Annotated in this window: 14 protein-coding genes; 6 read left to right on the top strand and 8 right to left on the bottom strand. The window is 40.9% G+C overall.

Translation table 11 applies throughout. From position 1 onward, the window contains the following. The first annotated feature begins 3 nt into the window (after window positions 1-3). Window positions 4-615 (top strand): alkylhydroperoxidase domain protein, encoded by a 612-nt coding sequence (locus tag H3299_RS13400; protein ID WP_182419778.1) that lies wholly within the window; start codon window positions 4-6, stop codon window positions 613-615. A gap of 145 nt (window positions 616-760) precedes the next feature. Here H3299_RS13400 and H3299_RS13405 read toward each other — a convergent pair whose 3' ends face one another. The 3 genes from H3299_RS13405 to H3299_RS13415 form a co-directional block, all read right to left on the bottom strand. Continuing rightward, window positions 761-988 carry a DUF4170 domain-containing protein gene (locus H3299_RS13405; protein WP_182418131.1) on the bottom strand — a complete coding sequence of 76 codons (228 nt, stop codon included), beginning with the start codon at window positions 986-988 and terminating at the stop codon, window positions 761-763. 101 nt (window positions 989-1,089) lie between these two features. Beyond that, window positions 1,090-1,905, bottom strand: coding sequence for a 3'(2'),5'-bisphosphate nucleotidase CysQ (locus H3299_RS13410; protein ID WP_246708083.1), 816 nt, complete (start codon window positions 1,903-1,905; stop codon window positions 1,090-1,092). Beyond that, window positions 1,892-3,229, bottom strand: a complete 1,338-nt coding sequence (locus H3299_RS13415) for a TldD/PmbA family protein (RefSeq protein WP_182418132.1) — start codon at window positions 3,227-3,229, stop codon at window positions 1,892-1,894. Before H3299_RS13415 ends, H3299_RS13410 begins: the two co-directional genes overlap by 14 nt. Before the next feature lie 292 nt (window positions 3,230-3,521). Between H3299_RS13415 and H3299_RS13420 the strand changes: the two genes are divergently transcribed. Continuing rightward, window positions 3,522-4,295 (top strand): hypothetical protein, encoded by a 774-nt coding sequence (locus tag H3299_RS13420; protein WP_182418133.1) that lies wholly within the window; start codon window positions 3,522-3,524, stop codon window positions 4,293-4,295. Window positions 4,296-4,404: 109 nt separating this feature from the next. Here H3299_RS13420 and H3299_RS13425 read toward each other — a convergent pair whose 3' ends face one another. Then, complete coding sequence (locus tag H3299_RS13425) at window positions 4,405-6,657, bottom strand: heavy metal translocating P-type ATPase (protein ID WP_182418134.1); 2,253 nt, start codon at window positions 6,655-6,657, stop codon at window positions 4,405-4,407. Window positions 6,658-6,768: 111 nt separating this feature from the next. Between H3299_RS13425 and H3299_RS13430 the strand changes: the two genes are divergently transcribed. The 3 genes from H3299_RS13430 to H3299_RS13440 all read left to right on the top strand — a co-directional run bounded on the left by H3299_RS13430 (window position 6,769) and on the right by H3299_RS13440 (window position 9,061). After that, window positions 6,769-7,197: a helix-turn-helix domain-containing protein gene (locus H3299_RS13430; protein WP_182418135.1), complete on the top strand. Its 429-nt coding sequence runs from the start codon at window positions 6,769-6,771 to the stop codon at window positions 7,195-7,197. Window positions 7,198-7,393: 196 nt separating this feature from the next. Then, window positions 7,394-8,197, top strand: a complete 804-nt coding sequence (gene xth / locus H3299_RS13435; protein WP_182418136.1) for an exodeoxyribonuclease III — start codon at window positions 7,394-7,396, stop codon at window positions 8,195-8,197. Window positions 8,198-8,467: 270 nt separating this feature from the next. Continuing rightward, on the top strand, window positions 8,468-9,061 hold the full coding sequence (locus tag H3299_RS13440) for a DUF6101 family protein (RefSeq protein WP_182418137.1): 594 nt from the start codon (window positions 8,468-8,470) through the stop codon (window positions 9,059-9,061). A 2-nt stretch (window positions 9,062-9,063) separates the two neighbouring features. Here H3299_RS13440 and H3299_RS13445 read toward each other — a convergent pair whose 3' ends face one another. Beyond that, the gene (locus H3299_RS13445; RefSeq protein WP_182418138.1) at window positions 9,064-9,987 is read right to left on the bottom strand and encodes a LysR family transcriptional regulator; all 924 of its coding nucleotides are present in this window, start codon (window positions 9,985-9,987) and stop codon (window positions 9,064-9,066) included. Between the two features lie 199 nt (window positions 9,988-10,186). On the opposite strand from H3299_RS13445, the gene H3299_RS13450 reads away from it, so the two are divergent. Continuing rightward, a complete protein-coding gene (locus H3299_RS13450) occupies window positions 10,187-10,894 on the top strand; it encodes a pirin family protein (protein ID WP_182418139.1) in 708 nt (235 codons plus the stop codon). Between the two features lie 150 nt (window positions 10,895-11,044). On the opposite strand, the gene H3299_RS13455 is transcribed toward H3299_RS13450, so the two are convergent. The 3 genes from H3299_RS13455 to H3299_RS13465 all read right to left on the bottom strand — a co-directional run bounded on the left by H3299_RS13455 (window position 11,045) and on the right by H3299_RS13465 (window position 14,072). Continuing rightward, window positions 11,045-11,953, bottom strand: a complete 909-nt coding sequence (locus H3299_RS13455; RefSeq protein ID WP_182418140.1) for a hypothetical protein — start codon at window positions 11,951-11,953, stop codon at window positions 11,045-11,047. A 152-nt stretch (window positions 11,954-12,105) separates the two neighbouring features. After that, the gene (locus H3299_RS13460) at window positions 12,106-13,200 is read right to left on the bottom strand and encodes an alpha-hydroxy acid oxidase (RefSeq protein ID WP_182418141.1); all 1,095 of its coding nucleotides are present in this window, start codon (window positions 13,198-13,200) and stop codon (window positions 12,106-12,108) included. Between the two features lie 20 nt (window positions 13,201-13,220). Next, window positions 13,221-14,072 (bottom strand): tetratricopeptide repeat protein, encoded by an 852-nt coding sequence (locus tag H3299_RS13465; protein WP_182418142.1) that lies wholly within the window; start codon window positions 14,070-14,072, stop codon window positions 13,221-13,223. Window positions 14,073-14,079 lie beyond the last annotated feature (7 nt).

The following is a 14,079-nucleotide window of genomic DNA, read 5'->3' on the forward strand; positions in this document are numbered from 1 at the left end:
ATGATGAGCAATAACACTGCTAATAACGCATTACAAAATAATGCGCCAAATGTTTTTTCTCGCGATTTTTTTGATTGGCTACCTTGGTTGTCACCTATTCTTGAGGCTGAACTGAGCGAGCGGCAAAGAACAGCTCTTGTTGATAGTGCAAGGGCAAAATCTCAATATTTTACCCTTTTAGCGCGTGATCCAGATATTTTAGAAGCACGCACCTTAGCAGATAAGGACATTTTTTATAATACTAAGGATGGATTACCAAGGGCAGAACGTGAATTGGCCGCCACCGCAACATCACGTTTTAATGGCTGTATTTATTGTGCCTCAGTTCATGCCCGCCATGCTGCACAATATTCCAAACGTGTTGATGATGTTGATAATTTGTTAAAAAATGGTGTTAATGTAGATTTGCAACCGCGTTGGAATGCTATTACTGCAGCAGCTATTGCCCTTACCCAGACACCGCCACATTTTAATCAAAGCCATGTTGATGCTTTGCATGATGCTGGGCTTAATGATGATGAAATTGGTGATGTTATTCATGCCGCTAGTTTTTTTAATTGGGCAAATCGTTTGATGCTATCGCTTGGTGAACCGCAAATCAACAAGGCAGAGTAATTGCGCCATGATCTAAAAATTGCTGCATAATTTGTTTATGCACTAACAAACAAAATTGGGCATTTGGCAATTCATAAAAAACCAAAAATGCCCAATTAAAAATAAAGGTTTTAACCTAGAAGACTAAACCTATGCGCCTTCATCTTCAGGGATTTAACAAGCGGTGAAGATGCACAACATAATAGCGTTGCAATGCATTATCAACTGTGGCTTGTGCTTTGGCTTTCCATGCCACTTGTGCTGAAGCATAATCTGGGTAAATGCCGACAATATCAAGCTTATCAAGATCGCGGAATTCGCTACTGTCAACACTCTTTAACTCGCCACCAAAAACAAGGTGTAGAAGCTGTTTTTTTTCAGCTGTTGCGGGCATTATAGTCTCCTTGGATTTTAATAATTTTAAAGTGCAATAACATTGGGTAAAACTACTTTAAAACCGCTTTATTTCGTATATTTGAATTATAATAATGATGATTAATCTTTTAACGCTTTATGTACAATATCTAAAGCTATTTTAAAATTTTTTGCTGATGCGGCAATCAAAATACCGTGACAAAATGGCTCTTTTCCATAGATGAGTGGCTTTTGCTGCCTGTTAAGCAAAGCACCGCCTGCACATTCAACAATGATATCGGCAGCAGCAATATCCCAATCATGGGCATTGGGGCGCACCAAAACCATATCAACCTTGCCACTAGCAAAAAGGGCTAATCTATAGGCAAGTGACGACACATTGGCTTTAAAAATATAATCTTGGTGCAGTTCTGGTGTAATCTTTTTCATCCATGAACCAGCGCATGAAATAACAGGGCGGCGCAAATACTCATCATTGGCAATGGCTAAAACCATATCATTATTATACGCTTTGCCATTAATGGGTGCGATAAAATGCTCGCCAGTTACCGGGCAATGCAGGACGCCGCAAATTGGGCGCCCATTTTCAATAATCGCAATAGAAATGCACCAGTTATTTTGGCCTTCGATAAAACCACGCGTGCCATCAATGGGATCAACCACAAAGAAACGTTGATATTGCTGGGCGGGGCGTTCATCGGTTGTTTCTTCAGATATCCAACCATATTGCGGACGCGCTTTTAGCAAAGCCTCTTTCAAATAGCGATCAACCGCAAAATCAGCTTCTGTTACTGGAGAGTTACCCTCCTTATGCCAAATTTGGGGATTTTGTTTAAAAAAGCTCATAGCGATGTGACCAGCTTGACGCGCCGCATCGCTTATCAGCCTTAAATCATCGCTTATTGCTTGATGTCTTAAGCTATTACTTTCCGGCAAGAGTCATTCCTTCAATCAATAGGCTTGGAGATGCAATGCCATAACGGCGGTCAAGATCGTCTGCCGCTTGCATATGAGCAAACATATGTAAAAGGTTGGAGCCCAAAGTTACTTCACTTACTGGATAGGTAATCTCACCATTTTCAATCCAAAAGCCCGATGCACCGCGGCTATATTGGCCTGTTACCAGATCGACACCATGACCAACCAATTCGGTGACGTAAAAACCGCTTTTAAGTGACTTTATCATATCTTCGCGGCTGATATTACCGCTTTCAATGGTAAAGTTAGTGGATGCCGGCGCGACGCTATTGGATGAGCGTACGCCATGGCCATTGGTTGTTAAGCCAAGCTCCATTGCGGCAGAGGTGGATAAGAGCCAATTTTGCAAAACACCATCTTTAACGATTTCCAGCATTTGTCCTTCAACGCCTTCCCCATCAAACGGGCGGGACGAGCTGCCCCGCACTTTGAGTGGATTATCAGTGATAGTGATGCCTTGCGGCATGATGGCTTGCCCCATTTTCTCACGCAATAGGCTGGTTTTTCTAGCAACTGATGCACCATTAACTGCACTAGCAATATGGGCGGCAATACCGCGCGCCATGCGTGGATCAAAAATCACATCGACTGTGCCAGTCTTTGCCCGTTGCGCGCCAAGGCGGGCAACGGTACGCTCACCTGCTCTTTGTCCGATATGATGGCTATGATCAAGGTCTGCAAAGTGCAGTGCTGTACTATAATCATAATCGCGTTCCATTGCTGTGCCAGTGCCGGCAACAACGCTGCAAGAGCGCGAAAATCGCGAACTCATATAATGGCCGCAAAAACCATCACTTGTCACCAATACCATGCCGCCTGCGCCACATGCTGCCCCTGCACCGCCAGAATTGCTGACGCCCTTTACAGCTAATGCCGCTTCTTCCATTGCAAGCGCTTCATGGGTTAAAGCTGCACTATCTAAATCTGTTGCATCAAATAAATCAAGATCACGTGGCTTATGCTGTAAAAGTTTAGGATCAGCCAAACCTTCAAAAGGGTTTTCAGGAGATACTTTTGCCATAGCAACGGCGCGAATTGCCAAAGCTTGAGGATCGGATTGAGAATTAGCCGAAATAGTTGCAACTTTTTTGCCTAAAAAAACGCGTAATGAGAAATCATCACTCTCTGAACTATCGGTCGATTCAACTTTGCCAAGCCGCACACTAACTTGCCGTGAGCGTGAGCGGATAACCACAGCATCAGCCGCATCGGCACCAGCCTTTTTTGCTGCCTCAACCAAGGCGGATGCCTTATCGATTAAACCTTGTGCATCACCACTCATAAAAGCTCTCCATCATTTAATCTTTATTACCCTATTCTATTAGAGCAATTCGCAAATTGTGTGAAGCACCTTTTTTGGTTAATCTGGTATCGGTAAAACAACCTATTAGGTATATTTTATTGTTTTTGAGGTGTGGGTAGAGATAAATATTCTACTAAATCCGCTATTAATAGCTAAATTAACACGCTAAATTAAACTGTCTATATATTTTTTTATAAGATAGTCTAATCTTCTTATTTGAAACTAGAACTTAATATGTTTTGGATGTATCTGAAATTAAGGCGGGATATTGATGGAAGAGCGGTTTTCTGAAGAAGTGTGTTTAAAAGTAGGTAATTATGTTTATCGGCTTATTGATCCAAGAAATGGTGAAACTTTTTACGTAGGCAAAGGTAAAAATAACCGCGTTTTTGATCATGCAAGAGGTGTTGTGTTTGATAGTGCGGACAACACTGAATTGATGGATATTAAATTGGATAGGATCAAAGCTATTCAAGGAGCTGGGTTAAAAGTTCTATATGTCATCCATCGTCACGAAATACACGTTGACGCAATTTTTGAAGTGGAAGCTGCGCTAATTGATGCCTATCCAGGTTTAACCAATATTCAAGGTGGACATGGTAGCAGTGATCGTGGTCCGATGAATCATTTGGAAATTATTGACAAATATAATTTACCAGAGTTTCCTTCTTCACCAACTGACGCTTTATTATTAATTAATATTGCTAAACTGGAAGATAAATTTGATCAAGACGTAATTTATGATCTTGTTCGTTATTGTTGGCGGCTTAATGTTGAAAGAGCACGAAAAGCCAAATATGTTGTGGCTGTTTGTCGCGGTGTTGCTGTTGGTGTGTTTACAGCTGAAAAATGGATGAGTGCAACTCCAGAGAACTTTCCAGATATACCATTTGCCAAAGTTAAAGATGAAAGTCAGCGTTTTGGTTTTGAAGGTCATAAAGCACCAAAGGAAATCTGGGATATTTATGTGGGCAAACGGGGCAGACAGATAATAGAACAAAAATTAAAGCATGTTCAAAATCCAATTAGGTTTTATAATTGCTAGCAATTTATATAGGTTTGGGCATCAGATTTAATAAATTGATAAATCCGATGCCCTAAATAAATTTGGGTTAAAATAAATGGTGATGCTTAATCAACGCTTGACCTTAGCTTTAATCTTTTTTCCAAGCTAAGAGCCGCAGCGCATTTAAGGTTACTAGCAAAGTTGCACCGGTGTCAGCAAAAATGGCTAGCCATAAATCGGTAAACCAGAATAAAGTAGCAAGCAAAAATACAATTTTTAACCCCAGCGCAATGGCAACATTTTGGTGAATGTTACGCATCGTAGCTTTGGCCATTTTTATTAAGGTTACAACATCGCTAACACGGTTGCGTAAAATAGCAGCGTCTGCCGTTTCTAGTGCAACATCGGTGCCAGAGCCCATGGCAATACCAGTATCAGCCAAGGCAAGCGCTGGTGCATCATTAATGCCATCGCCCACCATTGCAGTTAAACCTTTGGTTTTTAAATCGGCAATAATTTTCGATTTCGTTTCCGGTAGCAACTCGCTATAGGCTTCCATCCCAAGCTCTTGGCTAATAGCATTTGCTGTCCGGCTATTGTCACCGGTTAGCATAAGTGGCTTTATCTTCAGCTGTTTTAAGGCGGTCATTGCCGATTTTGCGTCTTTTCTTGGTTCATCTCGCATTGCAATAATGCCAATGACTGCACTTTGTTCAACAAGTACGATTGTTGTATTGCCATTTTCCTCTAGCTTGGTAATTTCAGCTTCAACCAATGGCGTTAGGGTGGCATAATCCTTGGCAAAGCGTGGTGCGCCAAGAAACAGTGTTTTACCTTTATAATCGGCAGTTAAGCCCTTGCCTTGCAATGTGCTTACATTGCTTAAATCACATGGCTTTATATCATGCTCTGCTGCATAAGTGACAATGGCTTGTGCAAGCGGGTGGCTTGATATGCTTTCCATGGCGCTTGCTATACTAACTATATTGCCCACGTTTCCATCAAGCGCATTATTATTGATTGCAAATACTTTACTAATGATTGGCATGCCATTGGTGAGCGTACCAGTTTTATCAAAGGCAATAATGCTTGTTTTGGCAAGCGTTTCTAACACTTGCCCGCCTTTAATCAATAATCCGCGTTTGGTACCGCTTGCTAAAGCCGATGCAATCGAGGCTGGAACGGAAATAACCAAAGCGCATGGGCAACCAATCAATAAGAGAGCAAGCGCTTTATAAATCCATATTTGCCAATCACCATCAAACAATAGCGGTGGTATCAATGCTGTGAGTAAGGCGATGCCAACGATAATCGGCATATAATAGCGGGCAAAATTATCAATAAAGCGCTCGGTTGGAGCTTTCGCTTCTTGGGCATTTTCAACCAGTTCAATAATGCGGGCAATGGTATTATCGCTAGCATTTTTTAGCACTTTGATTCTTAAGGCGTCACCAAGATTAATCGAGCCGGCAAAAACACTATCGCCTTGCTCTTTGGTCTTTGGCATTGATTCACCGGTTATCGGTGCTTCATTTACGCTTGATATACCATCAAGAACCACGCCATCGGCAGCAATCCTATCACCAGTGCGGGCAATAATAATATCGTTAATTTTCAAAGCATCAACGGATGTTTCGATAAGCCCTTCTTTTGTTTCAATAAACGCAGTTTTAGGAGCAAGTTCATGCAATGCTTTGATGCCCGCGCGGGCACGCCCTGCCGCAACCCCTTCTAATAATTCGCCAATCAAAAAAAGTACAATGACAATGGCGGCTTCCTCCGCAGCATTGATAAAAATTGCGCCAATAGCGGCGATGGTAATCAACATCTCAATGGTGAAAAAACTACCTGTGCGTATGGCGGCAAAGGCGCGGCTAGCAACTGGATAAAGGGCAATTAGGCTTGCAGCCATGAAAGCTGGCGCAGCCCATTGCGGTTTAATAAAACTAATAATATAGGCAAGAATAACAAGGCTAATTGCTGAAAACACCATGCGTGCTTTAGCTGTTTGCCACCAAACAACGTCATCTGTTATATTTGGTTGCTTTTGGTCATTTAGCGGCTTTGCACTATAACCAAGGCTAGCAATTGTCTTTTCGATTTGTTGTGGGGTGGTTTTGCTTTCATCTATTTGCAAAGATAAGGTTTCGCGCATTAATGATACACGGACATTATCAACGCCTTGCATATTTTTCATTGCATTGGTGATTTTTACTGTGCAGGCAGCGCAATCCATACCTTTAATCGCCCAAACTATATCACCTTGTTGAGGTATATTTTCGTCACCTTCAATAAGCGCGATCTCTTGGTCATGGTGATGATTATGATCGTGGTGATGATTATGGTCATGCTTTTGATCGTCTACACTTTGCCCTTTTTGCGTAAATTCATTGTTTGACATGGTATAAGCTCCAATTTTTTAGCCTTTCATTGCAACTAAAGGCTGGTATTTTATTCCTGTCTTTCTTATGTAATCCCTGTAGTAACTACAGGTTCAAGAGGAAAAATGACCATGCGGCAAAATTCTATTGGCGAACTGGCAAAACGCACTGGCTGCAATATCGAAACCATTCGCTATTATGAAAAAATTGGTCTTTTAGATGAGGCAGAACGCACCAGCGGCAATCAACGCCGCTATGACGAAAAGCATTACAACCGCCTGCTTTTCATCCTTCATGCGCGTGAGCTTGGCTTTTCGATAGAAGCAATAAGGCAGTTGATTAAATTGTCAAAACATCCAGAGCAACCCTGCGGCGAAGCCGATCACATTGCTGTGACCCAATTGCAAGCGGTGCGTCAACGCATTGAACGGTTAAAATTATTGGAAAAAGAACTGGTTCGCATGACTGAAAAATGTGAAAATCACACCATTCATGATTGCCGCGTTATTGAAACCCTTGCCGCTTGTGGTGATTGTTTTGGCGATCATCACCGAAAATAAAAACGCAAATAAAAATATATAAAGCATCTTATTGTAACGAGTTGTGAAGAGCTTGAATGGACATTATGCTTGTATTTATATAGTTTTGCGCTATTTTACCGATTTTATAATATAATAGGTTCTAACCCTAAAAAAACTATCAATAAAACAGTATTTTTCTGCCCTACTGATACTTGCAAGGAACGTTCTAAACCCCATGACCTTATCTATTACCACTTGGAATATTAATTCGGTGCGGTTGCGCGAAAATATCGTGCTTGATTTTTTAAACCAAGAAAAACCCGATATTTTATGCTTGCAGGAAACAAAATGTCCTGATGATGCCTTTCCGTCTAAAAATTTTAGGGCTGCCGGCTATGAATATATGGCAATTAGTGGCCAAAAAGGTTATCATGGTGTCGCAATTCTATCACGCTTACCATTGAGTGATATGAAAACAATGCTTTTCTGTACTATTGATGATCGCCGTTATGTATCGGTGGTTTTTGAAGTAGGTAATAAGAAAATTCGGCTGCATAATTTTTATGTACCTGCTGGTGGCGACGAACCTGATCCTGAAATTAACCCCAAATTTGCTCATAAGCTTGCTTTTTTAGAAGAAATGTTGGCGATCCGCGCTGATGAAAATGATGGTATATCTTCCATTTTAGTGGGTGATTTGAATATTGCTCCCCTTGAAAACGATGTTTGGTCGCATAAGCAATTGTTAAAAATTGTTAGCCATACGCCGATCGAGGTTGAAGGGCTGAATAAAGTGCTTCATCAAGGTGCTTGGGTCGATTTAATGCGTGAAATCATTCCGCCTGAAGATAAGCTTTACACTTGGTGGAGCTATCGCGCTAAAGATTGGCAAGCTGCTAATCGAGGCCGCCGTCTTGACCACATTTGGGGTTCAAAAGATCTGGTTAGCCATTTAAAGGCTATAGATATTAAAAAAGAAGCACGCGGCTGGGAAAAACCATCTGACCATGTTCCGGTAACCGCGCGTTTTGACATTTAGTCTTTTCGTTCTTTCAACGTTAAAGGGGCCGTAACAACGGCTCTTTTTTATGTTTCAAAACTGATTTTTTAACATAGTATAAAATTAGCTTTTTGCTAACCAAACATTTATTTAAATTAAAAACATAATTGATTAACCTTAGCCATTAAGTTTCCTGATAATATTTATCTTTATAAGCTTTAATACATACCCTGTTGGGGAGGGTATTTGAGCCATTTCAATTTACAAAGTTGAAATGTGCTATTTTTTGTTGAAGTAATGAGGGTTATAATGGCAGGACGTTGGGCAGATTGCTGGAATGAACAAAGTGAGCATATGCATGAATTGCGATTGGATCCTTGCCATTTGCCACAAAAAATTGCCTTTCACGGTCAAAATACCGTATTTTGTGGCACATTGACCGAAAATACTATTATTGTGCAGCAAGATAACAGTGCAGCTAATAGCGCTTTACCACAAGATAGCAATGTCATTAAAATTATTCCGCTATCCTCCTATTACGGTGTGAGCGCCCATCGTTTAAAGGGCGGTAAAAATGATAATTTATTAGCATTGATGCTGGTGCATAAAGACCCTAGCCTTTCTATTCCTTTGTTGATTTCTGATAATTATGATGATGTGCTATTGGATTGGCGGCTATGGGCTGATCTTTATAATTTACCAATGATGGTGATTGACGAATTTGATGAATTACGCCCAGTTCGTGAATGTGCGCCGCTTGATTATTTTTTGCGTGAATATGCACCTTTGCAATCTTTGTTAACAGACAAAACAACAATTGGCAAAAAGCGCTTTCAATTGCGGTTACCTAATAGGCGGTTGAAATTACGCTTGAAACTTTCTAACCGGCTTATTCTCGTTTAATTTTATGCTTTTGCATGAACCCAAGGCTGTTTGGTTAGTGTTTGGGCAATATGGTCAATAAGGGCTTGCACCCGATGTGGTCTTTTACGCCCTGGCGGTGTCACAATATGCAGCATTAATGGCTTGATGTGCCAATCATCCAATGCTGTTTGTAAGCTACCATTTTGCAACTCATCCCAAACTAGAAATTCTGGTTGGAGTGCAACACCCAATCCAGCAAGTAAAGCAGGAGTTAAAGCTTCAGCATTATTAGCTTGCATTTGCGCCTTGGTTATTTGGGTAAATTCACCATGCTCTTTATGAACAAAACTCCAACCTTTTTTACCAAAATTATAGGCATATTTAAATGTCTTATGGTTGGCAAGATCACGCGGATGCTCGAGCTTACCATGATTGGCAAAATAACTTGGTGAACCAACAAGAAGAATGCGCACGGAACAAAGACTGCGAATAATAAGGCTTGAATCAACCATATTGGCAATCCGTAAAGAAAGGTCGATTTTATCCTCAATAAGATCAATCTGCTTATCGGAATAATCCGCGTCAATTTCAACATCTTGGTGTTGCATCAAAAAATCGGCAAGGATGGGTGCTACATATTTAACCCCAAAGGAAATTGGCAACGAAATACGTATGCGGCCACGTAAACTTGTTGCTTGCTCGCTTATTTCTTCTTCAACTGCATGACCATTTTCAAGAATAGCGATGGCACGCTCTAATGCGGCATATCCAGCCTCGGTTAAAGAAATTGCCCGTGATGTGCGTTGCACCAACATGACATTTAACCGCGTTTCTAAACGGGAAACTGCCTTGGAAACCGTTGCTTGCGAAAGGTTAAGCTCGGAGGCTGCCTTAGCAAAAGATCCCATTTCCGCAACTTTGGCAAATATTGCCCATCCTTCTAAATCGGGTAATATTGTTGCCATGCCTTTGATCCCATGCCTTTGATCCCATGCCTATCAATGCTGTTTTAAGCTCAACATACATGCATAAAGCATCTTTGAATATTTGCAAATGAGATATCAAAATTGGAAAGTTTGTTATTCCGCTTTGCTCATTCTCAACTAGGAGGCCATAGCTTATATTCTTGATTCATTAAAATAGAAATTATCAAGGAACGAGACAATGATTGAACATAGACCTTTTAAAGACCTTGGCGCCGCAAATCATGGTTGGCTTAATGCCAAGCATCATTTTTCATTTGCCAATTATCATGACCGTAATCGCATGCATTGGGGCAAATTAAGGGTATGGAATGATGATATAATTGCGGCTGGAACTGGTTTTCCAACCCATCCCCATAATGATATGGAAATTATCACCTATGTGCGTGAAGGGGCAATTTCTCACGAAGATAGCCTTGGCAATAAAGGTCGCACTGTTGCAGGCGATGTGCAAGTGATGAGTGCTGGAACGGGTATCCAACATTCAGAATATAATAGCGAACATGAAGATACAAAAATATTTCAGATCTGGATTTTCCCCGACAAGAAAGGTGAAAAACCCTCTTGGGGCACGAAGCCTTTTCCAAAGGGCGAGCGTTCAGGACAATTTGTGGTGTTAGCAAGTGGCTTTGATAGTGATAGCGATGCTTTGCCTATTCGTACCAATGGCCGCGTATTGGGAGCAACATTAAAAAAGGGCGAAAGCGTTGACTATCACTTTGCTGATAATAGCCGCTTTGGCTATCTAGTTCCAGCCAAGGGCAAAGTGGAAATTAACACGATTGCAATCAATACCGGTGATGGCGCCGCAATTAGCAATGAAGACACAATTAGGGTCACAGCCTTGGAAGATGCAGAGCTTGTTTTAGTCGATGCCGGTACTATGTAAGCCTTTAAAGCCAAAGCCATTTGGATAAAATTTTGGTGCAGTTGCTATGCTTAATAACAACTACACCAAAAAGGTACGACCATTTGCATGCTAGTTTTTTAAGATACTCGTAGTGTCCGATCTTGAAGCATTTTAAATTGAATAAAATACTTAACGACCCAATTTGCTTTTCATTTCATTTATTTCTTTGGTCAGTTTTTCCATGACAGAATTAATCCGGTTATCGTCGGCTAATGTGTTCAAATAGGGCTTATGAAAGCGCCAAGACGTTCCATCGCCAGTGACTTTTAGGCGATTCCATTTGCTTAAAAGCTCATTTGCTTCCGATTTTAACTTGGCAAAATTACTTGTACAAATATCATCACGCATCAAATTATACATCGCCCCTTTATTCGCATCAATTTTACGATATTCGTCGCTCAAAGCTTTGTGTTCATTACAAGTGGCTCGTAATTGCGGTAAGCGTGTATCGAGTGAAGTTACAAAGGCCGCATATTGATCGCGCGCTTGTTTTAATTCGGCAATTGCTTTTTGCTTAGCTTCATTTTCCGCTGCAAGTTGGCGCTGCTTTTCGATTTCGCGCTTTCTTTCTTGTTCTTGCCGTTCTTTTTCGCTCTGTTCTTCGCGCTTTTTGTTTTGTTCAACTCGGTATTGCTCTGAGGCAGCAATACTAACTCCATGAAGCTTATAGACACGTTCTGTCAATTCCTTGCTTTCAAAATCCTTCATTTTAAAACCAATGACATTGATGTCTTTATCATTCACCAAGCCTAATAGAAATCCTTGACAATCTACACGCATCATATCAGCCCATTCTTTTGGTGGTTTTTCAAAGCCATCAAAACTTGCATTGGATAAAATGGCAAGGCATTCTACTGTTGACATTGGTATCACCGGAGGCCCACCAAATCTTCCATTCATGCCCATTGGATTATGAGAAAAAAACTCGATAAGCTGCTCATCTGTGGCTTCTGGTAAAGAATTACAACCGTATAATGCAAAGGGCAACAAGGTAACAATGATAGATTTCTTAAGAAATTTACTATTTATTTTAATCATTACTTATATCCCACATAAAAACATAATTCTAATGAATTTTAAATTATTTATTACAAAAAATAAAGATTAAATATTATTTTATATTTACGTTATAGAATATATAATCTAAAATTATAAATTCATGTAAAACTATATATTTTTAGCTTTAAAAATCAATATATATTGGGGGAGCAATAAATAATATCACGGCTAATATCGCTAAGACTTGCGCAACCGCAAAGCGCCATGGCTATTTCAAGTTCGGTTTGTAATAGAGTTAGCACATGCACAACTCCCACCATGCCGGCAACGCCAAGACCATATAATATTGGCCGACCAAGTAGCACTGCATTTGCACCAAGCGCCAGCGCTTTAACAATATCGCTGCCACGGCGGATAGAACCATCAAGCAAAATCGGTACTTGTCCTGCTACTTGCTTGGCAATTAATGGCAAAACGGTAATTGTGGCCGGTACACTATCAAGCGCACGCCCCCCGTGATTGGAAACAATAATGCCACGACACCCAGCATCAATTGCCATTTGTGCGTCTTGCGGGTGTAAAATTCCTTTAACATAAACAGGTATTTGGGCATGATTGCATAGCATTTGCAAAAACTCCCAATCGGCTGCATCATCGAGCATGCCTTGAAAAACTGGACTTCCTGCGTTTATTGCAATGAATTCTTCCTCGCCATAGGGCGCAAGATTTACCGATTTTATATGTTTGGGCAATTGAAACCCCGCACGCATTTCGCAATTGCGCACCCCGCTCACTGGCGTATCAACGGTTAAAACAATAGCTTTATAACCAGCATTTTGAGCGCGATCAACAAGGTCGAGATTGTCATTGATATTTTTGCGCTTATAAAGCTGAAAAAAATATAAATTAGGCGCACTTGCCGCCACGCTTTCTAAGCTGCAACTTGCTTGTGTGCTGACACAAAATGGCGTTTTGGTTAAAGAAGCAGCTTGAGCCGTTGCAATTTCGCCATTAATATCAACTAATTGATGATGGGCCATAGGAGCAATAATAACGGGTGATGATAGTGAAAAACCACCAAATACACAATTGGTATTGGCATTTTTTAAGCTTTTTAACACACGCGGCCAAAGCGAAAGCTTATCAAAAGCATGACGATTATTGTGATAGGTAATGCCATCAGCGCCATAGCCATTAATATAGCCAAGAATATCGGCAGGCATTTTTTCACAAAAATAACGCTCATAGTCATAAAGAGAAACTGCGTCATGAGGAATGACTGTCATTTTTATTAGCTTCCTATTACTTATTTTTCAATTTGGCTATTAGCAATTAGCGCGGCAGCCTTTTGCGCAATGGCCCGTAACTGCGAATTGCTATGATGGCCAAAGAGCTTTACCAAGGTTTGACAATAATCGTCATTTTGATGATTTAACGATGTTTCAAGCCAAGAAAAAGCCTCATCAGGTTGGTTGTTGGCTAAAAGCATGCGGGCATGGTTAAAACAGCCCCAACAATCGCCGTGTTCTGCCCCCTGGCGAAAGTAATTGCTAGCAACATTGATATCTTGGGGAATGATCGCGCCTTCTTCATAAAAAAGGCCAAGCATATTAAAAGATTTTGGGTTTTTCTTTAGCGCTGCTTGGCTATAGAGTTCAAAAGCCTTTTGTTCATCTTTTTGAACGCCGTCACCACGGCGATAAAGATCAGCTAAATTAAACATCGCCCAATCATCACCAAGAGTGGCCGCTTTTGAAAAATAATGGGCAGCTTGGTTAAAATTTTGGTCAATGCCCCAACCATGTTCAAAGCAGCGCCCTAACATATTGATGGCTTCTATATTACCTTGGGCGGCAGCTTTGCCAAACCATGCAAAGGCTTCCGTTTGATTTTTTTCAACACCAAGACCTAATAGTAAAATACGGGCAAATTGAACTTGCGCTTTTGCTTTGCCTTGTTCAGCAAGACGCATGGCATGAAGAGCTGCTTCATTGGTCTTTAACTGCGCTTCCCAGTCGCTAATTTTTAGTAAGGGTTGGCGTAATAAAAAAATATGAGCATCAGGAAGAGGTGCGCTAGCTTGATTGCTCGTATTCACCCCCTGCGGCAAAAGCATTTTATTAAGCAGTTTTGCAGGCCATTGGCGAATGGGCGACATGAAATTG

Source organism: Bartonella sp. HY038 (genome assembly GCF_014117425.1).
Classification (GTDB): Bacteria; Pseudomonadota; Alphaproteobacteria; order Rhizobiales; family Rhizobiaceae; genus HY038.